Below are 19,560 nucleotides of genomic sequence, written 5' to 3' on the forward strand. Positions count from 1 at the left end.
GCGGTTAACCATTCGATTAAGATCGGTCCCGTAGCCTCCAGCAAGAAACAGGCCACGGGGGCGAGTCTTGGCGCTAGGCGCACGTTTGGAGCTTCGGCAGGGCCAGGGTCTGGTCATCACGCCGCAGCTGCAGCAAGCCATCAAGCTGCTGCAGCTGTCGAACATGGAGCTCGAGGCGTTCGTCGAGGGCGAGCTGGAGCGCAACCCGCTTCTTCAGCGCGAAGAGCCGGAAGCGGAGGCCGCGCCCGAGCCGCCGCCTTCCGATGACCTTTCTACCGACCGGATCGCCGACTCTGAAGCGCGTGGCGAGATGGACGCAGCCTATGACGAGGTCTCCCCCGGCGAGCGGGCCACCGGCGATGCGCCCGATGGCGCGGCCGATGTGGGCGGCCAGGTGGACTGGTCCAAGGCCGGGTCGGGCGGCGGCGGCTTCGACACTCTGCCGGACGATTTCGAAAGCGCCCTGACCCGCGAGAGAACGCTCGCCGAGCACCTGATGGACCAGGTGGCTGTCGCCGGCCTCACTCCGGCTGAGACGGCGGTCGCCAGCGTCCTCGTCGACGCCATCGACGAAGGCGGCTACCTGCGGGCCGAACTCGACGAGATCAGCGTCCGCCTCGGCTGCGGCCTGCGCGTGGTGGAAAAGGTCCTGACGGTGATCCAGGGGTTCGAGCCCACCGGCATCGCCGCCCGGGACCTGCGCGAATGCCTGATGCTTCAGCTGAAGGAGCGCAACCGGTTCGACCCGGCCATGGACGCCCTGCTGGACAACCTGCCCCTGCTGGCCAAGCGCGACATGGCCGCCTTGCGCAAGGCCTGCGGCGTCGACGACGACGACCTGCGGGAGATGGTCGCCGAACTGCGCGCCCTCACCCCTCGCCCGGGCGCCGCCTTCGGCGCCGAGCCGGCCCAGCCCGTCGCTCCGGACGTCTTCGTGCGCGAAGGCCCCGGCGGCCTTTGGCACGTGGAGCTGAACAGCGACACCCTGCCCCGCCTGCTGGTCGACCAGCGCTACTTCGCCCAGGTCAACAAGGCGGCCCGCTCCGACCAGGAAAAGACCTTCGTCAGCGAGTGTATGGCCCAGGCCAACTGGCTGGTGAAAAGCCTGGACCAGCGCGCCCGCACCATCCTGAAGGTCTCGTCCGAGATCGTCCGTCAGCAGGACGCCTTCCTGGCCTACGGCGTCGAGCACCTGCGCCCGCTGAACCTCAAGACCGTCGCCGACGCCATCGGCATGCACGAGTCCACGGTCAGCCGCGTGACCTCCAACAAGTACATCGCCACGCCCCGCGGCTTGTTTGAGATGAAGTTCTTCTTCACCTCGGCCATCGCCTCCACCGAGGGCGGCGAGGCGCACTCGGCGGAAAGCGTCCGCCACAAGATCCGCCAGCTGATCGACGCCGAGTCCGACGAGCGGCAGGTCCACTCCGACGACCGCATCGTCGAGATCCTCAAGGAGGCTGGCGTCGACATCGCCCGCCGCACCGTCGCCAAGTACCGCGAGGCGATGCGGATACCCTCATCGGTCGAGCGCCGACGGCTTCTCAAGGAAGCCGTGTAGCTTCCGCGCCACAGATGTAGGCGAGCCGACACAAGACGGCTTGGCGTGCGTTCATTCAGGCTCCAGATGAACGCACACATGTCAGAGCCAGCCGACGACAAGGCGCCCCTTTCCGCGGTCCTTCGAGACCTTTCCCTGAACGGCGGCCCGCGGGTCTCCATCGGCGAGCTGATGGAGCGGTTCGGCGGTCGCGCCATGGGCGCCTTGCTGCTGGTCTTCGGCCTGGCCTGCGCCCTGCCGCTGCCGCCGGGCGCCACCACTGTCTTCGGCCTGCCGCTGCTTCTGCTGGCGCCTCAGCTGCTGTTCGGCGCCCGCGCCCCGTGGGTTCCCGGCAAGCTCCGCCGCCGAACCATGTCGCGCGTCGACCTGCGCACCGGTCTCAACAAGGCCCTGCCCTGGCTGGAGCGGATCGAGTCCATCTCCCGGCCGCGCTTCTCCTTCCTGTTCGGCGGAACGGGTCAGCGGATCATCGGCCTGGTCTGCACGCTCTTGGCGTTCGTGCTGATTCTGCCGATCCCGCTCGGCAACATGCTGCCGGCCGCTTCGGTAACCGTGCTGTCGCTGGCGCTGGTGCAGCGCGATGGCGCTCTGGCTCTGATCGGCTATGCCCTCGCCGTGGCCAGCGTCGGTGTTTTGGTGCTCGCCGCCGGTCTGATCATGCACGCCGCGCAGCATCTGATCGCGATCATCACGTCGGCTTGACACCATATGCGGACGGGCGCGTTCATGACGCCATGCAAGTCCAAGTCACCGGCAAACACGTCGATCTCGGCGATGCGCTGCGCTCGCGGATCGAGGACCAACTCACCAGTTCCATCAGCAAGTATTTCGATCGCGGCGGCGGCGCCGACGTGGTCGTCATGCGGGAGGGAAATTCCTTCAAGGTGGACTGCGCGGTCACCCTGGCTTCCGGCCAGCAGTTGACCACGCACGGCCTTGGCGGCGACGCCCACATGGCGTTCGACCAGGCCCTGGCCAAGATGGACAAGCGGGTCCGCCGCTACACGCGCAGGCTCAAGGATCACCACCAGCAAGCCCTGGCCAAGCAACAGGAAGTGGCCGCCTACTTCGTTCTCCAGCCCACCGATTTCGAAGACGACGACGAGGACTCCGACGACAACGGGTCAGCTGAAAGCTTCCCCGAGCCGATGGTCATCGCCGAGACGGAGCGCCCCGTCCGCACCATGACGGTCTCCATGGCCGTGATGGAGCTCGACATCACTGAAGCTCAAACAATCGTGTTCCGGAACGCCGCGCACGGCGGGCTGGCCGTGGTATATCGCCGGCCCGACGGAAACATCGGCTGGATCGATCCGGAGCGCACGAAAGGCGCCGCCGGAGCGGGAGCGGACGGAACCGCTGCGGGCTGACGGCGCTTCGACATCCGTCACATCGCGGCGCTAGAGTGACGTGCGCCGCGAGTACGGGTAGTTAGTGGACCAATGCAAATCGGCGACCTCCTCGATCGCAATGCGATTTCCCTGCGCGTCAGCGCGGCCAATAAGCGCCAGACCCTGGCGCTTATTGCGGAGCTCGCCGCCCGCAACCTCAAGCTCGAAGCGGGCGTCGTTCTCGACGCCCTCACCGAGCGGGAGCAGGCCGGCTCCACCGGCGTGGGCCACGGCGTCGCTGCGCCTCACGCCCGGCTGGAGGGGCTGGACCGGATGCGCGGCGTGTTCGTGCGCCTGGAGCAGCCTGTCGAGTTCGAAGCGGTGGACGACCAGCCGGTCGACCTGATCTTCGCCCTCTTCGCACCCAAGGACGCCGGCTCCGAACACCTGCGCGCTCTGGCACGCGTGTCGCGCCTGCTTCGCCAGGCGGATCTGCGTGAACAGCTGCGTCAGGCCCGCACCGCGGACGCGGTCTACGCCTTGCTGGTTCACGACACCGGCGCCGCCCGCTCGTCGGCGGCCTGATCGCTGACACAGCTCTGAAACGAAAAAGGCCGGCGCGAGCCGGCCTTTTCCTCGTGTCTGAAACCCTCCCTCAGGAGGGCCGCCGTCGCTAATGGACGGACACCGGCGCCAGCTCGTGCGCCAGGGCGGCGGCCATCGCCGAGTCGCGGTCCGTCAGCACGGCGAGACGTTCGCCATCTGCACGGTGCACCGCATAAAGAGTTTGTTCGGGATCGAGCTCGAACTCGTCCGCGGTCGTCGTCGGAACGCTGTCCAGGATCTCGGCGGCCTTGATCGGACGCACATAGACCAGGTTCGGAGCGCCGAGGGCGGCGAAAGCTTCAGTTGTCAACACCGGTGTCATAGGACCACCTCCGAAAATTTGAACGCCTCGAACGGTCGCCGGTTCAGCCGACCACTGAGGATTGGCGTCGGAACCCGCACGCCGAAGCTTGTATTTGCTACTTTTTTCAGCCGGCTGCCCGGATCGGGATCGTTTGGACCCGCGTCTCCGGCTCGGGGCGGGCCACGATGATGTGAAGCAGGCCGTGCTCCAGCACCGCCTCGTCCACCAGCATGCCGTCCGCCAGCACGAAGCTGCGCACGAAGCCTCGGGCCGCGATTCCGCGATGCAGGAAAGTCTCCTCGGGCTTGGGGGTCTCGCCTTCGCGGCGGCCCTGCACCGTGAGCTGCCGACCCTCGACGGTCACCGCGAGCTGATCGGGCGTGAAGCCGGCCACGGCCAGGGTGATGCGAAGACGGCCTTCCCCGAGGTCTTCCACGTTGTAGGGCGGATAGCTCTCGGCGGCGGCCTTTGCGGCGCGCTCGATGAGGCTGCGGGTATGATCGAAGCCCAGCAGGAACGGGCTGTCGAAAAGGATCGACCTGTTCATTCGAAGAGTCCTCGTGCGAAGCGACTCTCCGGTCGAACCGCCCTGGAGCGGCGCGGCTCGGCCGGACACCTCCTATTTGGGCGCCCGGCGCAGCCTTTTCAACGCGTCAGGCGCCCGGTGCGGGAGCTGGCGCGGGAGCCGCGGCGCCCTCCGGCGGCGCTGGCGGTTGCGGCGCCGCCGCGACGGCCACCTGCCGGATCACGAACTCGCCGCCCGGCGCATCGTCGCTGTCGAACCGCAGCTGGTCGATGGCCGAGTTGGCCCAGTCGCTGGCGGCCGGCATCTGACGCATGTCGTAGACCAGGGTCATGGTCTCGCCGACCTCCGGCCCGCGCATGTCCTTGGCATTGCCGCGGAACTGCTCGGCCGCCTGGTGCTGCGCCGTTATGTAGAACAAGGCCCCCGCCCATTGGCCGCCGGCCTTCACCCGCGTCAGCCGCACCAGCACCAGCGGATAGCGCCCGCCGGGGATGTCGAGGCCCTTGGGCGACAGCAAGATGGCGTCCGCGCCGCGGTTCACCAGCCGCAGGCCGCCGCTCGGCTCGATCGTAGCTTCGGCGTTCGAGGCGGTGAAGCCGTCCGTGGCGCCGTCAAAGGTCCACAGCCGCGCGGTGTGCAGCGCTTGGCCGTCCATCTCGAAGACGCCCGCCTGCGCATTCCACTTCGCCAAGCCCGGCCGCTCGGCCGAGCCCAGGGGCGGCGCGCGGTCGGCATAGGGCGGCGCGGGCTCCGGCGGCGGGTGGCGCGGCTTGGCCTCGTCGCAGGCCGCCAGGCCCACTGCCGCCGCCGCCAGAATGCACGCCCATGTCCGCATGACTTGTCCTTCGCCGGTGCGCCCCTTAGAGCCCGCAGTCCTTGCTGCTGGCGCCGAGGCCGCCATGCTGCAAGGCTCGTTGCCCCTGCGCCCGATTGCGGCGCGCCGTCAATAGGACCGGAACTTGCGCCGCCCCCGACTGGCCATCATCGGCAGCTGCGTGACGCGGGACATCCCCGGGGTCATGGGGCTCGAGGACGTCGTGAAGCCCCACCTGCTCTATCTGGCGCGCGGCAGCTTCGCGAGCCTGTTCGCCCCGCCCGTTCCAGGCTTGGCGGCGCCGGAAACGGCCCCGGCCGATCTGACGCCCTGGGAGTTTCGGGTCATCTACGACGACCTTCTCAAGCGCGCCGCCGAAAAGCTCGTGGCGTTCGCGCCCACCCACCTGGTGGTCGACTTCATTGAGGAACGCTTCGACTTGCTGGTCGGGACCGGCACGGCAGCCACCTACAGCTGGGAGCTGCACAGGGCCGGTCTACGTGACCAGCCGCCGCTGGACACCTTCACCCACCTGTCCCGACACGCGCCCGAAGCGTTCGATCTGTGGCGATCCGGCCTGGAGGCCTTCGTGCGCTTCCTGCGCGAGACGCTGCCGAACACGCGCCTGATCTTCCACGACGCCCGCTGGGCGCTGGACTACATGGAAGACGGCCAGCGTCGTCCCTTCGACCCCGACCGGGTGATCTGGCCCGGCATCCCGGCCAACATCGACGACCACAACCAGCTCCTCGAACGCTACAGCCAGGCCATGCGCCAGGCCGCCCCGAACGCCTTCTACGTCCGCGCGCCGGCCGACCTCACCCTCGGGGACGCCGCGCACCGCTGGGGCCTCAGCCCCTTCCACTATGGCGAGGCTTACTACCGCTACGTCTGGCGCCGCCTGGGCGAGCTGGGCGTAGAGTTCAGCCCAGCCTGACGGCCCGCAGCCGCAGGGCGTTGCCGATCACGCTGACCGAGGACAGCGACATCGCCAAGGCCGCGAGCTGCGGCGACAAGGTCAGCCCCAGCGCCGGATAGAGCAGCCCCGCCGCCAGCGGCACGCCGGCCGCGTTGTAGACGAAGGCGAACACCAGGTTCTGGCGGATGTTGCGCATCACCGCCCGCGACAGCCGCCGCGCCCGCACGATGCCGTTCAGGTCGCCGGTCAGCAGGGTCACGCCGGCGCTTTCGATCGCCACGTCCGAGCCTGCGCCCATGGCCAGCGCGACCTCCGCCACCGCCAGCGCCGGCGCGTCGTTGACGCCGTCGCCCGCCATGGCGACCGACCGCCCCTGGGCTCGCAGCTTCTCCACCACCGCCGCCTTGTCCTGCGGCAGGACTTCGGCCTCCACCTCCTCGATGCCCAGCCGGCGCGCCACCGACAGGGCCGTCGTGCGGTTGTCGCCGGTCAGCATAACCAGGCGCACGCCTTCGCTCTTCAGCGCGCGCACCGCTTCCGGCGTGGTCGCCTTGACCGGGTCGGCGATGGCCAGGAGGGCCGCGACCTTCCCGTCGACGGCGGCGAAGATGGCGCTGGCCCCTTCGGCCCGCAGCGTTTCGGCCTGCCTGCCCAGATCTCCCACTTCAAGGCCTTGCTCGGCGAGAAAGCGGCCGGACCCCACCAGAATCCGACGGCTGTCCACCACCCCCGTTACGCCCTTGCCCACCGGACTGTCGAACTCGGCCGGTTCGGACAGCGTGAGACCGCGCTCATGCGCCGCCGCGACGATGGCGTCCGCCAGCGGATGCTCGCTGGCCCGCTCCAGGCTGGCGGCGAGCCGCAGCACCTCGGCCTCGTCCTGTCCCGGCGCCGTTCGGATAGCGGTCAAGGCAGGGCGACCTTCGGTCAGGGTTCCGGTCTTGTCGACCACCAGGGTGTCGATCTTTTCCAGCCGCTCCAGGGCTTCGGCGTTCTTGATCAGCACGCCGGCGTTCGCGCCTCGACCGACCCCCACCATGATCGACATTGGGGTCGCCAGCCCCAGCGCACAGGGGCAGGCGATGATCAGCACGGACACGGCGGCCACCAGGGCGTAGCTCAAGCGAGGCTCCGGCCCCACGAGCGCCCAGCCCACGAAGGCGGCCAATGCGACGGCGAGCACCGCCGGGACGAACCACCCGGACACCCTGTCCGCCAGCCGCTGGATCGGCGCGCGGCTGCGCTGGGCCTGGGCCACCATCTGGACGATCTGCGCCAGCAGGGTGTCCGCCCCCACGCGGTCCGCGCGCATCACGAACGATCCGGTCTTGTTGATCGAGCCGCCGACGACAGGGTCGCCCGCCTGCTTGGTGACGGGCAGGGACTCACCCGTCACCATCGACTCGTCGATGCTGACACGGCCTTCCAGCACCTCGCCATCCACCGGGACCTTTTCGCCCGGCCGCACGCGCAGGCGATCGCCTGGCGAGACCTGGTCCAGCTGCACCTCTTCGTCGGAGCCGTCCTCGCACACACGGCGCGCGGTTTTCGGCGCTAGGTCCATCAGCGCCTTGATGGCGCCCGAGGTCTGCTCCCGCGCCCGCAGCTCCAGCAATTGGCCCAGCAGCACCAACACCGTGATCACCGCCGCGGCTTCGAAGTAGACCGGCACGGCGCCGTCGTGACTGCGGAAGGCGGGCGGGAAGATGCCGGGCGCCAGCACCGCCACGGCGCTGTAGAGCCAGGCCACGCCGACACCCATGGCGATCAGCGTGAACATGTTGAGGTTACGGCTGCGGATCGAGGCCCACCCGCGCTGGAAAAAGGGCGCCCCGGCCCAAAGAGCCACGGGCGTCGCCAGCGCGAACTGGAGCCAGTTGGAAACCCGCGGCGCGATCAGCGCGTGCAGATCGAACAGGTGACCGCCCATCTCCAGCGCGAACACCGGCGCGGTCAGCACAAGCGCGATCCAGAACCTCCGGCGGAAATCGACCAGCTCCGGGTTCGGCCCCGCGTCTGCGGTGACCAACTCGGGCTCCAGCGCCATGCCGCAAATGGGGCAGCTGCCCGGCCCGACCTGCCGCACCTCCGGATGCATCGGACAGGTGTAGATCGCTCCCGCGGGAGCCTTCGCCGCTTCGGACGCGCGTTCCCGATCCAGATACCTGGGCGGGTCGGCGACGAATTTGGTCCGACAGCCCGCTGAGCAGAAGTGAAAGTCCTCCCCGCCATGCGCCGCATGATGCGGGGTGGCCAGCGGATCCACCTTCATGCCGCAGACCGGATCGGTCGCCGTCTTGGCGTGATCCGGCTGAGCCCCGTCGCTGCAACAGGCATGGGCATGTTCGTGAACATGGCTGTGGGGATGGGCGTGCGCGTGGCGATCGTCGGACATCAGGAGTGCCTCCTGGTCCGCCAGGTATACCCCCGTGGGGCATATTGCAATTACCCCCGGGGGGTATATGTTCGCTCCAGATCGAGGACGCCGCATGGAACGCGACAACAAATCCAAACTGCTGAACCGCCTGAATCGGATCGAAGGTCAGGTGCGCGGCGTCCATCGGATGGTGGAAGAAGACCGCTACTGCATCGACATCCTGACCCAGCTGCAGGCTGTGCGGGCCGCCATGGCCAAGGTGGAAACCGAGATCCTTCGCGATCACCTCGGGCACTGCATCGAGGGCGCGATCGTCAGCGGCGACAAGGACGAACAACGGCGCAAGGCCGCCGAGCTGATCCAACTTCTGGAACGTGGAACCCGATGAAGACCCTGTTCTCGGCGGCTGGCGCCGCCGCCCTGTTGCTGGCCCTGCCCGCCGCGGCCCAGGACCACGCCCAGATGGATCACGGCCAGATGGACCACGGGCAAATGGACAACGGGCAAATGGATCATGGTCAGATGAGCCATGGCGCGACGGACCGAGCGCAGGCGGACCACGCGCCCATGGCTATGAACCACGCGGAGGCCGGAGCCCTCGGCGCCTATCCGATGGGCCGCGATGCATCAGGCACCGCCTGGCAGCCCGACGCTTCGCCCCACCACATGGGCGGCCGCATGGTCGGCCCTTGGAGCGTCATGACTCACGCCCAACTCTACGGCGTCTATGACTGGCAGGAGGGCCCGCGCGGCGGGGAAAAGAGCTTCGTCGCCGGCATGGCCATGGCCAGCGCCCGGCGGGCGCTCGACAACGGCGACACCCTCACCTTCACCACCATGCTCAGCCCCGACCCCTTCATGGGCAAGAGCGGCTATCCCCTGCATCTGGCGTCAGGCGAGACCGCCAACGGGATCGATCCACTGATCGACCGCCAGCATCCCCACGACCTCTTCATGGAGCTGTCGGCCGCTTACGCCCACCGGCTCGGCGCCAAGGACAGCGTCTTCATCTACGCCGGCCTGCCGGGGGAGCCGGCCTTCGGCCCGCCGACTTTCATGCACCGCCTGTCCATCATGGACAGCCCCGAGGCGCCGATCAGCCACCACTGGCTGGACTCCACCCACATCACCTTCGGCGTGGTGACGGCCGGCTTTGTCCACGACGACTGGAAGCTCGAGGTGTCGCGCTTCAAGGGGCGGGAGCCGGACGAGAAGCGCTTCAACTTCGAAACCCCGAAGCTCGACTCGACGGCGGCCCGCGTCTCCTGGAACCCCACCGCGAACTGGTCGCTGCAGGCGTCCTGGGCCGACATGAAGAGTCCGGAGCAGCTTGAGCCGGAGATGGACCAGACCCGCTGGTCGGCTAGCGGCATCTACACCGTGCCCGTCGGCGCCGAAGGCTGGTGGTCCACCACCGCGGCGTGGGGCCGGCGCACCGGCGCACACCAGGACCTGGACGCCTTCACTTTCGAGAGCGCGCTGAAGCCCAATGCGGCATGGACCGCCTTTGCCCGGGCTGAACGGGCGGAGAATGACGAACTGCTGCTGGGCGACGGCGACCATCACCATGGCCCCGCCTATAAGGTCGGCAAGCTGTCGGTCGGGGCGATCCGCGACTTCCGCGTCAACGACCACGTCAGCCTGGGGTTGGGCGGTCTCTATGCCTGGAACTTCGTGCCGGACGCGCTGGAAGCGTCTTACGGCGGAGACCCGAACGGCGCCATGGCCTTCCTCCGCCTGACCCTTCGCTAGACCACCACAGGGTCCGCTTCGGCGGGCCCTTTCGCAGGCCTGGGCCACAAAAGGCGAAGGCCCGCCGGGTTACCGGCGGGCCTTCATGGTGGAGCTAAGGAGAGTCGAACTCCTGACCTCTTGAATGCCATTCAAGCGCTCTACCAACTGAGCTATAGCCCCAGGTCTTTTTTGTCTTGCCGAGGTTGGCTCCCGGCGAGGCGCGGAACCTATTCAAAGGGCTCCGGCGGATCAAGCCCGGCCGGCGGTTTTTTTTCACCGCCGGCCGGACCTGGAAATCAGCGCTCGTCGTCGCCTTCTTCAGGCAGGCCTTCGATCTCGGTGTCGTCGAAATCGTCGTCCTCTTCCTCGAGGAACGGCACGTCGTCGGCTTCCTCGACGTCCTCGTCATCCGAGAACTCGCCCAGGTCGTCGCCGGCAGGGCCGACGCCCGGCTCAGCCGCATCCTCGTCGTCGTCGCCGGCCAGCGGCGGCTCGTCCGCCACCTCGTCCAGCTCCGGCGCGCCGACGTCTTCTTCTTCGTCCTCGTCGGACTCGGTATCCTTGCCGCGAACCTGATCCTCGCGCTCGTCATCCGCCTCGGTGTCGGGCGTGATGGCGCGGGCCCGGACGCGGCGGTTGCGGACCGCTTCGTCGGGATCGAACTCAGTGGCGCACTTCGGGCAATGAGCCGGGCGCTTGTTGAGATCGTAGAACTTCGCTTGGCAGTGCGGGCAGATCTGCTTCGTGCCCAGTTCGGGATTGGCCAAGTAGGCGATCCTCGTCTTGGTCTTGGAATGGGAAGGCGGGCTCCCTTGCCACGCGTGAGGGTGGCTGTCAAAAGCAATCCCCCTCGTGAAATCAACGGCCCTTGGGAGGCTCGTTTCGTACAATGACGGCGGCTGCACTGACCGCCAGGCGCGCAGGCCCTCTGAAGGGCCGCGTGCGGGCTCCCGGGGACAAGTCGATCTCCCACCGCGCTCTGATCCTGGGCGCGCTGGCGAGCGGCGTGACCAACATTCAGGGCTTGCTGGAGGGCGAGGACGTCAAGCGCACCGCCGCCGCCATGGCGAGCTTCGGCGCCGCCGTCGAACGCCTGGGTGAAGGCCGCTGGCGCGTCGAGGGCAAGGGCGGCTTCGCCGAACCGTCGGACGTGGTGGACTGCGGAAACGCCGGCACCGGCGTGCGCCTGATCATGGGCGCGGCCGCGGGCTTCGACCTGTCCGTCACCTTCACGGGCGACAGCTCCCTGCGCAGCCGGCCCATGAACCGGGTGCTGAACCCGCTGGGCGAAATGGGCGCGACATGGATCGCCCGTTCGGGCGGCCGCCTCCCGCTGACCCTGAAGGGCGGCGGGCTGAAGCGTATCGACTATCGCGTCCCGGTGCCCTCCGCACAGGTGAAGTCGGCGGTGCTGTTGGCCGGCTTGATGGCCGACGGCGGCGTCGAGATCTTCGAGCCGGAAGCCACCCGCGATCACACCGAGCGAATGCTGATCGGCTTCGGCGCTCAGCTGCAGGTGGCCGAACAGGACGGCGGCAGCCGCATCGTCCTGCCGGGCGGCCAGTCGCTGAAGGCCACCGACATCCATGTGCCCGGCGATCCCTCCTCGGCGGCCTTCCCGCTGGTGGCGGCGATCATCACCCCGGGCTCCGAAGTCACCGTCGAGGGCATGCTGCTGAACCCTTCGCGGATCGGCCTGCTGGACACCCTCGGCGAGATGGGCGCCGACCTGTCGGTCACCAACATCCGCGATGAAGGCGGCGAGACCGTCGGCGACGTCACCGCCCGCTACTCGCAGCTGGAAGGCGTGGTCGTTCCGCCCGAGCGGGCGCCGTCCATGATCGACGAGTACCCGATCCTCTGCATCGCCGCGGCTTTCGCTGACGGCCAGACCGTCATGCGCGGCATCGGCGAGATGCGGGTCAAGGAAAGTGACCGCATCGCCCTGATGGCGGCCGGTCTCCAGGCCTGCGGCGTCGCCATCGAGGAAGAGCCCGAGGGCATGATCGTCACCGGCGCCAAGTCGGTGAAGGGCGGCGCCCGCGTCACCACGCACGGCGACCACCGCATCGCCATGAGCCACCTGATCCTCGGCCAGGTCTCGCAGGAGCCGATCAGCGTCGACGAACCCGGCATGATCGCCACCAGCTTCCCCACCTTCGTGGAGATGATCCGCGGGCTTGGCGGCGACATCGCCGCCGAAGAGCCGGTGGCCGCTTGAGCGGCGGCTTCGTCATCGCGGTGGACGGCCCGGCGGCGTCCGGCAAGGGTACCGTCGCGAGCCGCCTCGGCGCGCTCTACCGCCTCCCCGTTCTCGACACCGGCCTGCTCTATCGCGCCGTGGGCGTGATCCTCCAGCGGGCCGGCGGCGATCTCGACGACGTCGAAGGCGCCGCCCAGGTCGCGGCCAAGCTGTCGCCGGTAATGCTGGCCGATCCCGCCTTCCGGACCCGCGTCGCCGGCGAGGCGGCCAGCCGCGTGGGCGCTCACCCGCCCGTTCGCGCCGCCCTGCTGAAATTCCAGCGCGACTTCGCCGCCCAAGCTGGCGGCGCCATTCTCGACGGCCGCGACATAGGCACGGTGATCGCCCCCGACGCGCCGGCCAAGCTGTTCGTCACCGCCTCGCCGGAGGTGCGGGCCGAGCGGCGCTGGCGCCAGCTGGTGGGTCAGGGCGAGATGGTGGTGCTTTCCGACATCCTGGCCGACATCCGCACCCGCGACGCCCGTGACGCCGGGCGCGAGGCTGCGCCCCTTCGCCAGGCCGAGGACGCCGTCTTGCTGGACACCTCGGAAATGACTATAGAACAAGCCGCCGATGCGGCCCGCCGCATCGTCGAGGCGGCGCGCGCCCGCTGGGAAGCTTCGGCGACCTGACGGCAAATCCAACCGCGCCTTTCCCTCTGACGGCTGCGGGCAGATTTCACAAAGATGCGCGGGAACGCCCTGCGCCTTCGGTTCAACCCCTAACCGACGCGAGGACTCCCTCCGGCGCCATGCGCTCTGGGGTCCATGCGTCATTCGAAGAAGACGAAAGATCCATATGGCTGACGATATGAGCCTGAACCCGACGCGGGACGACTTCTCCGCGCTTCTCAACGAGTCCCTCGGCGGACGCGACTTCATGGAAGGCCAAGTGGTCCATGGCAAGGTCGTGGCCATCGAGAAGGACTTCGCGATCATCGACGTCGGTCTGAAGACCGAAGGCCGCGTGCCGCTGAAGGAATTCGGCCTTGGCGAAGACGGCAAGCCGACCCTGAAGACCGGCGACACTGTCGAGGTGTTCCTCGAGCGCGTCGAGAACGCCATGGGCGAAGCGGTCATCAGCCGCGACAAGGCCCGCCGCGAAGAAGCCTGGACCCGCCTCGAAGCCGTGTACGAGCGGAACGAGCCGGTCATGGGCTCCATCGTCGGCCGCGTGAAGGGCGGCTTCACCGTCGACCTGGGCGGCGCCTCGGCCTTCCTGCCGGGTTCGCAAGTCGACATCCGTCCGGTCCGCGACGTCGGCCCGCTCATGGGTCGCGAGCAGCCGTTCGCCATCCTCAAGATGGACCGTCCGCGCGGCAACATCGTCGTGTCGCGTCGCGCCATCCTGGAAGAAGCCCGCGCCGAGCAGCGCACCGAGCTGGTGTCGCAGCTGCAAGAGGGTGAAGTCCGCGAAGGCGTGGTCAAGAACATCACCGACTACGGTGCGTTCGTGGACCTCGGCGGCATCGACGGCCTGCTGCACGTCACCGACATGAGCTGGAAGCGCGTCAACCACCCGAGCCAAGTCCTGGCCGTGGGCGACACCGTCAAGGTGCAGATCGTCAAGATCAACCCCGAGACCCAGCGCATCTCGCTCGGCATGAAGCAGCTGCAGTCGGATCCGTGGGACGGCGTTGAAGCCAAGTACCCGGTCGGCGCGAAGTTCACCGGTCGCATCACCAACATCACCGACTACGGCGCCTTCGTGGAGCTGGAGCCGGGCGTTGAAGGCCTGGTGCACGTCTCGGAAATGTCCTGGACCAAGAAGAACGTCCACCCGGGCAAGATCGTCTCCACCTCTCAGGAAGTGGAAGTGGTCGTCCTGGACGTCGATCCGTCCAAGCGCCGCGTCAGCCTCGGCCTGAAGCAAGCCATGGCCAACCCGTGGGACGCCTTCCTCGAGGCTCACCCGATCGGCTCGACCGTCGAAGGCGAAGTCAAGAACGCCACCGAGTTCGGCCTGTTCATCGGCCTGGACAACGACATCGACGGCATGGTGCACCTGTCCGACCTCGACTGGTCGGCGCCGGGTGAAGAAGCCATCGCCCGCTACAACAAGGGCGACGTGGTCAAGGCCCGCGTCCTCGACGTCGACGTCGAGAAGGAGCGCATCTCGCTCGGCATCAAGCAGCTTTCGGGCGACCCGATGACCGGCGACACGTTCCGCAAGGGCCAGACCGTCACCTGCACCGTCACCGAGATCACCTCGGGCGGCATCGAGGTGAAGTTCGGCGAGGACGAAGCGCCGATGACGGCCTTCATCCGCAAGTCGGACCTGTCGCGCGATCGTGCGGACCAACGTCCGGAACGCTTCGCCGTCGGCGACCGTGTCGACGCCCAGATCACCAACGTGGACAAGGCCGCCCGCCGTGTCTCGCTGTCGGTCAAGGCGCTCGAAATGGCGGAAGAGAAGGAAGCCATCGAACAGTTCGGCTCCTCCGACTCCGGCGCCTCGCTGGGCGACATCCTCGGCGCGGCTCTTCGCGAGAAGGCCAAGGGCGAGTAAGGCCGCCGCGGCCCGCCGACCCGCGGGCCCAAGCGATCTGAACTTCTGGGAAGCCCCGTCCGGTCCGCCGGGCGGGGCTTTTCTTTTGATAATCGGCCGCTCGCCGCAAAACCGCCTTACAAAGCTTGACAGTCGCCTCCGTAAACCCTTTTCCACCCTTGAACCGAAGGGCGGAGTCGCCCATGGTCGCGCCGGTTCAAGAGCGCGGCGGGCGGAAGCGGACGGCTTTGCCGGACGCGCTCCATTCACAAGGGCAGACCCTTCCTGCCCCACACCGGACGAACTCCGCCTGCGGGTGGAAGGGCCAGGGACCTGGGATGATCAAGTCTGAACTCATCGCCAAACTCGCCGAAGAGAACCCGCACCTCACGCAGCGGGACATCGAACGCGTCGTCGGCGTGATCCTCGAGCGGATGATCCAGGCTCTGGAGGAAGGCGGCCGAGTGGAGCTGCGCGGCTTCGGCGCTCTGTCGGTCCGCTCCCGCGACGCCCGCGCCGGCCGCAATCCGCGCACCGGCGAGCCCGTTGACGTCCGCGCCAAGCACGTGCCCTTCTTCAAGAGCGGCAAAGAACTACGCGAGCGGCTGAACGCCACCGACGAGTAGACACCCGCAGTCAGGGATCGCGGTCGTGACCAACGTCCACGAAGAGCTGAAGAAGCTCGAAGGCAAGATCGACAAGCGCGTTCCGATCCTGGGCGAGTTCCGCGAGTTCATCGCCCGCGGCAACGTCATCGACCTGGCGGTCGGCGTCATCATCGGCGCGGCCTTCAACGACATCGTCAAAGGTCTGGTCGACCTGATCATCATGCCGCCCATCGGCCTGATGCTGCAGGGGATCGACTTCTCCAAGCTCCAGTGGGTGCTCAAGCGCGACAACCCGCTGACGCCGGAAAACGAACTGGTGGCGATTAGCTACGGCGCCTTCTTCAATGCGGTGCTGAAGTTCGTCATTGTCGCTTGGGCCGTGTTCCTGCTGGTCAAGCTGGTCAACGTCATTCGCCGTCGCGACGCCGCGGACAAGGGCAAGGCGCCGCCCGCCCCGACGCCGCAGGAACTCCTGCTCACCGAAATCCGCGACCTCCTGAAGGTCCAGGCGGGCCAGGTCGAGCCGCCGAAAGCGCCGCCTACGGCTTGACCGTTCACGCGAATGGGCTCCGTGCTCGACGCTGAACCGCACGGAGCGCCGCCCATGTCCGCCCTCGTTCCCGAAACCGCCGACCGGGTGGAGCTTGGATCGCGTCGCGTCCTTAGGCCCGGCAAGCTGCGCTGGCTGCGCGCGACCGGCTGGGCGCTCGCCCTGTTCGTCCTCTTCATGCTGGTCGACGCCGCCGCCGTGACCCTGCCGCCGGCGGTAGCGGACCGGTTCGGGGATCCGGCCGGCGTGCTTCTGGTGTCGCTGATCTGCGCGGCAGGCTTTGCCCTTTACGCCGGCCTTGTCCGCTTGGCCGAGCAGCGCACCGCCTCCGAGATCGGCCTGCGCCGGCTGGTCCCAGAGACCGCCGCCGGCCTGGTCATCGGGGCTGCGATGATGACTGCCGTCGTCGGCCTGCTGGTCGCCACCGGCGCCTACGAGGTCACCGGCCCGCGCACAGCCTCCGCCTGGGACATGGTCTCGATCTCCATCGCCTCCGGCACGCTGGAGGAGCTGATCATGCGGGCCATCATCCTGCGGCTGGCCATGCGCGCCTTCGGGGTCTGGCCGGCCCTTGTCCTCCAGGCCGCCCTGTTCGGCGTCATGCACCTGGCCAACCCCAACGCCAGCATGACGGCCGCGATCGCCATCGCGCTGGAGGCCGGCCTGATGCTGGCCGGCTTCTACCTCCTGACCGGCCGCATCTGGATGTCAGTGGGCGTGCACGCCGCCTGGAACTTCACCCAGGGCTGGGTGTGGGGCGCCGCCGTCTCCGGCCTCGATGTGGGCCCCAGCCTGTTCGCCAGCCGACCGCTTCCCACCGCGCCCGAGTGGCTCAGTGGCGGAGCGTTCGGTCCGGAGGCTTCCCTCCCAGCCATGGTTGTGGGCACGGCGGTCGCGGTCGTGGTCCTGGCCCGCGCCCGCCGCAAGGGGAACTTCGAAGCCCGCGACTAGGCGACCTTGAAGCCTTCCCAATTCATCATCTTGGTGAGCTTTGCGTTCTCTTCCGGCGGCAGCGCCTCGCGGAACGACGGGAAAATGTCCTCCTCCTCCTCGCGCATGTGGTGCTGCAGGTGGCCCAGGAAAGCGCGGGCCTTGAGGAGCCAGCGGGGGTCGGACGTGTCCGTCCGGCGCAGGTCGTAGATAAAGGTCTTCACCTCGAGGTGGTCCTCGGTCAGGTGCCGCGACTGATCCGTCCGGGCGTGTTCGGCCAGCGCCGGATAGATGACGTTCTCTTCCTCCACCGCATGCTTGGTCAGCGCATAGGCGATCTTGGTCAGCAGCATCTCGCGCTTCAGCCGCTCGTCGTCGCCGGTCTTCAGCAGGGCGTCGAACATCTTCTCCACCATCCGATGCTCGGCGGTCAGGGCGTCCACCCAGTCGCCGGCGGCGAGGGACGGGCCTTGCATGACGGACTTACGGGCGTGCGGCAGGGCGAGACCTGCGACGAGGCCGATGGCCCCGGCGGTGGCGAGGCGGCCGAAGTGGCCGGCGGAAGCTTGCGACATGGGCGATCTCCTGGAGGGCGCGGTCCCAACTGGCCGGCGCCCGGCCATGTTCCGGGCGATCTTCCCTTGCGGCAGGGGGCCGGGAGACCCTAATCCCCCCTCATGTCCGTGATGGCCAAGATCTGCGGCGTTTCCACGCCCGAGGCGGTGCGCGCCGCCCTGGAAGGCCAGGCGAGCTTCCTGGGCTTCGTCTTCTTCCCCAAGAGCCCCCGCAACCTCGCGCCAGAAGCCGCCGCCCGGCTGGCCGAGCCCGCGCGTGGCCGGGGGGCGAAAATCGTCGCGCTGGCCGTCGATCCCAACGACGCGCTGGTGGACGACATCGCCCGCATCCTGCGGCCCGATCTGATCCAGCTCCACGGCCACGAGACGCCGAGCCGCACGCGGGAGATCGCCGCCCGCGCCGGCGTCGGAATCATCAAGGCCCTTCCGGTCTCCGAAGCCTCCGACCTCGCCGCCGCCGCCGACTATGAGCCTGTTGTCGAGCACCTGATGTTCGACGCCAAGCCGCCCAAGGACGCCGCCCTGCCCGGCGGCGCCGGCCGCGCTTTCGACTGGTCCCTGGTGGCCGGACGGCGTTTCGCCAGGCCCTGGTTCCTGGCCGGCGGCCTCGATCCCTGGAATCTGGCCGAGGCCGTGCGCCTGTCCGGCGCGCCCATGGTGGACGTTTCCTCTGGCGTGGAACGCGGGCCGGGCTTAAAGGACCCCTCCTTGATTTCGGCGTTCCTGGACGCCGCCCGCAAAGCGTGAAGGCTCGGAAAACGCTCGTGAACGCGCCCTCCAGACCTAACGATTATTCGTCCTATCCCGACGCGAACGGCCGCTTCGGCGAATTCGGCGGCCGGTATGTGCCGGAAACCCTGATGCCTCTGGTGCTTGAGCTGGACGCGGCTTACCGCGCGGCCAAGGCGGATCCGGAGTTCCAGGCGCAGCTTTCCAGCTTCATGACCCACTATGTGGGCCGGCCCAGTCCGCTCTACTTCGCCGAACGCCTGACCGAGCATTTCGGCGGGGCGAAGATCTACCTGAAGCGCGAGGAGCTGAATCACACCGGCTCCCACAAGATCAACAACTGCATGGGCCAGATCCTGCTGGCCCAGCGCATGGGCAAGACTCGGATCATCGCGGAAACCGGCGCCGGCCAGCACGGCGTGGCCACCGCCACCGTCTGCGCCCGCTTCGGCCTGCCCTGTGTCGTCTACATGGGCGCGGTGGACGTGGAGCGGCAAAAGCCGAACGTTTTCCGCATGAACCTTTTGGGGGCCCAGGTCGAGGCGGTGACCTCCGGCTCGGCCACCCTCAAGGACGCCATGAACGAGGCGCTCCGTGACTGGGTCACCAACGTCCACGACACCTACTACCTGATCGGCACCGCCGCCGGCATGCACCCCTATCCGGAGATGGTCCGCGACTTCCAGTCGGTGATCGGCAAGGAAGTGCGCGAGCAGATCCTGGAGCTGGAAGGCCGGCTGCCTGACGCCGTGGTCGCCTGCGTCGGCGGCGGCTCCAACGCTATCGGCATCTTCCATCCCTTCCTGAACGACGAAGGCGTGCGCCTGATCGGCGTCGAAGCCGCGGGCGAAGGCATGGGCACCGGCAAGCACGCCGCGGCCATCAACGGCGGCCGCCCGGGCGTGCTCCATGGCAACATGACCTACCTGCTGCAGGACGACGAAGGCCAGATCACCGAGGCGCACTCAATCTCGGCCGGCCTCGACTATCCCGGCATCGGGCCCGAACACTCCTGGCTGAACGACGTCGGCCGGGCGACCTACCTCACCGCCACCGACCAGGAGTCATTGGACGCCTTCAAGCTCCTGGCCGAGCTGGAGGGCATCCTGCCGGCCATCGAGTCCGCCCACGCCCTGGCCCGCCTGCCGGACGTGGCCCGCGACGTCGGCAAGGACGGCGTCGTGGTGCTGAACCTGTCCGGCCGCGGCGACAAGGACGTGGCCACGGTCGCCAACCATCTCGGCCGCCAGATCTAGGGAACGCCTGA

21 protein-coding genes and 1 tRNA gene are annotated in these 19,560 nt (G+C 68.2%); 15 read left to right on the forward strand and 7 right to left on the reverse strand.

All coding sequences use genetic code 11. From position 1 onward, the window contains the following. Nucleotides 1–67: 67 nt before the first annotated feature. The 4 genes from rpoN (at nucleotide 68) to ptsN (ending at nucleotide 3,477) form a co-directional block, all read left to right on the forward strand. Nucleotides 68–1,561 carry an RNA polymerase factor sigma-54 gene (rpoN, locus tag DJ018_RS03740; RefSeq protein WP_111513532.1) on the forward strand — a complete coding sequence of 498 codons (1,494 nt, stop codon included), beginning with the start codon at nucleotides 68–70 and terminating at the stop codon, nucleotides 1,559–1,561. 78 nt (nucleotides 1,562–1,639) lie between these two features. Then, entirely contained in the window at nucleotides 1,640–2,263 is a 624-nt protein-coding gene (locus DJ018_RS03745; RefSeq protein WP_111513533.1) for an exopolysaccharide biosynthesis protein, read from the forward strand. Between the two features lie 32 nt (nucleotides 2,264–2,295). Then, a complete protein-coding gene (hpf, locus tag DJ018_RS03750) occupies nucleotides 2,296–2,931 on the forward strand; it encodes a ribosome hibernation-promoting factor, HPF/YfiA family (protein WP_111513534.1) in 636 nt (211 codons plus the stop codon). A gap of 72 nt (nucleotides 2,932–3,003) precedes the next feature. After that, nucleotides 3,004–3,477 carry a PTS IIA-like nitrogen regulatory protein PtsN gene (ptsN, locus tag DJ018_RS03755; protein WP_111513535.1) on the forward strand — a complete coding sequence of 158 codons (474 nt, stop codon included), beginning with the start codon at nucleotides 3,004–3,006 and terminating at the stop codon, nucleotides 3,475–3,477. An 88-nt stretch (nucleotides 3,478–3,565) separates the two neighbouring features. On the opposite strand, the gene DJ018_RS03760 is transcribed toward ptsN, so the two are convergent. The 3 genes from DJ018_RS03760 to DJ018_RS03770 form a co-directional block, all read right to left on the reverse strand. Beyond that, nucleotides 3,566–3,820 carry a DUF1150 family protein gene (locus DJ018_RS03760; RefSeq protein ID WP_111513536.1) on the reverse strand — a complete coding sequence of 85 codons (255 nt, stop codon included), beginning with the start codon at nucleotides 3,818–3,820 and terminating at the stop codon, nucleotides 3,566–3,568. A gap of 106 nt (nucleotides 3,821–3,926) precedes the next feature. After that, complete coding sequence (locus tag DJ018_RS03765) at nucleotides 3,927–4,349, reverse strand: Hsp20 family protein (protein ID WP_111513537.1); 423 nt, start codon at nucleotides 4,347–4,349, stop codon at nucleotides 3,927–3,929. A 106-nt stretch (nucleotides 4,350–4,455) separates the two neighbouring features. Next, on the reverse strand, nucleotides 4,456–5,163 hold the full coding sequence (locus DJ018_RS03770; protein ID WP_111513538.1) for a hypothetical protein: 708 nt from the start codon (nucleotides 5,161–5,163) through the stop codon (nucleotides 4,456–4,458). Between the two features lie 124 nt (nucleotides 5,164–5,287). Between DJ018_RS03770 and DJ018_RS03775 the strand changes: the two genes are divergently transcribed. Further along, entirely contained in the window at nucleotides 5,288–6,079 is a 792-nt protein-coding gene (locus tag DJ018_RS03775) for a DUF6270 domain-containing protein (protein ID WP_133254210.1), read from the forward strand. Here DJ018_RS03775 and DJ018_RS03780 read toward each other — a convergent pair. Beyond that, complete coding sequence (locus DJ018_RS03780; RefSeq protein ID WP_111513540.1) at nucleotides 6,066–8,456, reverse strand: heavy metal translocating P-type ATPase; 2,391 nt, start codon at nucleotides 8,454–8,456, stop codon at nucleotides 6,066–6,068. The genes DJ018_RS03775 and DJ018_RS03780 overlap by 14 nt on opposite strands. A 94-nt stretch (nucleotides 8,457–8,550) precedes the next feature. Here DJ018_RS03780 and DJ018_RS03785 point away from each other — a divergent pair, with 94 nt between their 5' ends. Both DJ018_RS03785 and DJ018_RS03790 read left to right on the forward strand, forming a co-directional pair. Continuing rightward, nucleotides 8,551–8,826, forward strand: a complete 276-nt coding sequence (locus DJ018_RS03785; RefSeq protein WP_111513541.1) for a metal-sensitive transcriptional regulator — start codon at nucleotides 8,551–8,553, stop codon at nucleotides 8,824–8,826. After that, a complete protein-coding gene (locus tag DJ018_RS03790; protein WP_111513542.1) occupies nucleotides 8,823–10,190 on the forward strand; it encodes a hypothetical protein in 1,368 nt (455 codons plus the stop codon). Before DJ018_RS03785 ends, DJ018_RS03790 begins: the two co-directional genes overlap by 4 nt. An 86-nt stretch (nucleotides 10,191–10,276) precedes the next feature. Here DJ018_RS03790 and DJ018_RS03795 read toward each other — a convergent pair. Together DJ018_RS03795 and DJ018_RS03800 are read right to left on the reverse strand one after the other, a co-directional pair. Continuing rightward, nucleotides 10,277–10,352 (reverse strand) — tRNA-Ala (locus DJ018_RS03795). Between the two features lie 116 nt (nucleotides 10,353–10,468). After that, on the reverse strand, nucleotides 10,469–10,939 hold the full coding sequence (locus DJ018_RS03800) for a TIGR02300 family protein (RefSeq protein ID WP_111513543.1): 471 nt from the start codon (nucleotides 10,937–10,939) through the stop codon (nucleotides 10,469–10,471). A 122-nt stretch (nucleotides 10,940–11,061) separates the two neighbouring features. On the opposite strand from DJ018_RS03800, the gene aroA reads away from it, so the two are divergent. The 6 genes from aroA (at nucleotide 11,062) to DJ018_RS03830 (ending at nucleotide 17,010) form a co-directional block, all read left to right on the forward strand. Further along, the gene (gene aroA / locus DJ018_RS03805; protein ID WP_111513544.1) at nucleotides 11,062–12,393 is read left to right on the forward strand and encodes a 3-phosphoshikimate 1-carboxyvinyltransferase; all 1,332 of its coding nucleotides are present in this window, start codon (nucleotides 11,062–11,064) and stop codon (nucleotides 12,391–12,393) included. Continuing rightward, a complete protein-coding gene (cmk, locus tag DJ018_RS03810; RefSeq protein WP_111513545.1) occupies nucleotides 12,390–13,046 on the forward strand; it encodes a (d)CMP kinase in 657 nt (218 codons plus the stop codon). The genes aroA and cmk overlap by 4 nt, the downstream gene beginning before the upstream one ends. A 166-nt stretch (nucleotides 13,047–13,212) precedes the next feature. Further along, nucleotides 13,213–14,922 carry a 30S ribosomal protein S1 gene (rpsA, locus tag DJ018_RS03815; protein WP_111513546.1) on the forward strand — a complete coding sequence of 570 codons (1,710 nt, stop codon included), beginning with the start codon at nucleotides 13,213–13,215 and terminating at the stop codon, nucleotides 14,920–14,922. A 317-nt stretch (nucleotides 14,923–15,239) separates the two neighbouring features. Continuing rightward, nucleotides 15,240–15,527, forward strand: coding sequence for an integration host factor subunit beta (locus DJ018_RS03820; RefSeq protein WP_111513547.1), 288 nt, complete (start codon nucleotides 15,240–15,242; stop codon nucleotides 15,525–15,527). Between the two features lie 85 nt (nucleotides 15,528–15,612). Then, nucleotides 15,613–16,059, forward strand: a complete 447-nt coding sequence (gene mscL, locus DJ018_RS03825; RefSeq protein ID WP_420849501.1) for a large-conductance mechanosensitive channel protein MscL — start codon at nucleotides 15,613–15,615, stop codon at nucleotides 16,057–16,059. Nucleotides 16,060–16,113: 54 nt separating this feature from the next. After that, on the forward strand, nucleotides 16,114–17,010 hold the full coding sequence (locus DJ018_RS03830) for a CPBP family intramembrane glutamic endopeptidase (protein ID WP_111514664.1): 897 nt from the start codon (nucleotides 16,114–16,116) through the stop codon (nucleotides 17,008–17,010). On the opposite strand, the gene DJ018_RS03835 is transcribed toward DJ018_RS03830, so the two are convergent. Further along, nucleotides 17,007–17,564, reverse strand: a complete 558-nt coding sequence (locus tag DJ018_RS03835; RefSeq protein ID WP_111513548.1) for a hemerythrin domain-containing protein — start codon at nucleotides 17,562–17,564, stop codon at nucleotides 17,007–17,009. The two genes, DJ018_RS03830 and DJ018_RS03835, sit on opposite strands and share 4 nt — an antisense overlap. Nucleotides 17,565–17,666: 102 nt before the next feature. Between DJ018_RS03835 and DJ018_RS03840 the strand changes: the two genes are divergently transcribed. Further along, nucleotides 17,667–18,311 carry a phosphoribosylanthranilate isomerase gene (locus tag DJ018_RS03840; protein ID WP_111513549.1) on the forward strand — a complete coding sequence of 215 codons (645 nt, stop codon included), beginning with the start codon at nucleotides 17,667–17,669 and terminating at the stop codon, nucleotides 18,309–18,311. A 17-nt stretch (nucleotides 18,312–18,328) separates the two neighbouring features. Then, a complete protein-coding gene (gene trpB, locus DJ018_RS03845) occupies nucleotides 18,329–19,549 on the forward strand; it encodes a tryptophan synthase subunit beta (RefSeq protein ID WP_111513550.1) in 1,221 nt (406 codons plus the stop codon). The last annotated feature ends 11 nt before the right edge of the window (nucleotides 19,550–19,560 follow it).

The sequence above is a fragment of the Phenylobacterium deserti genome (assembly GCF_003254705.1).
Classification (GTDB): Bacteria; Pseudomonadota; Alphaproteobacteria; order Caulobacterales; family Caulobacteraceae; genus Phenylobacterium; species Phenylobacterium deserti.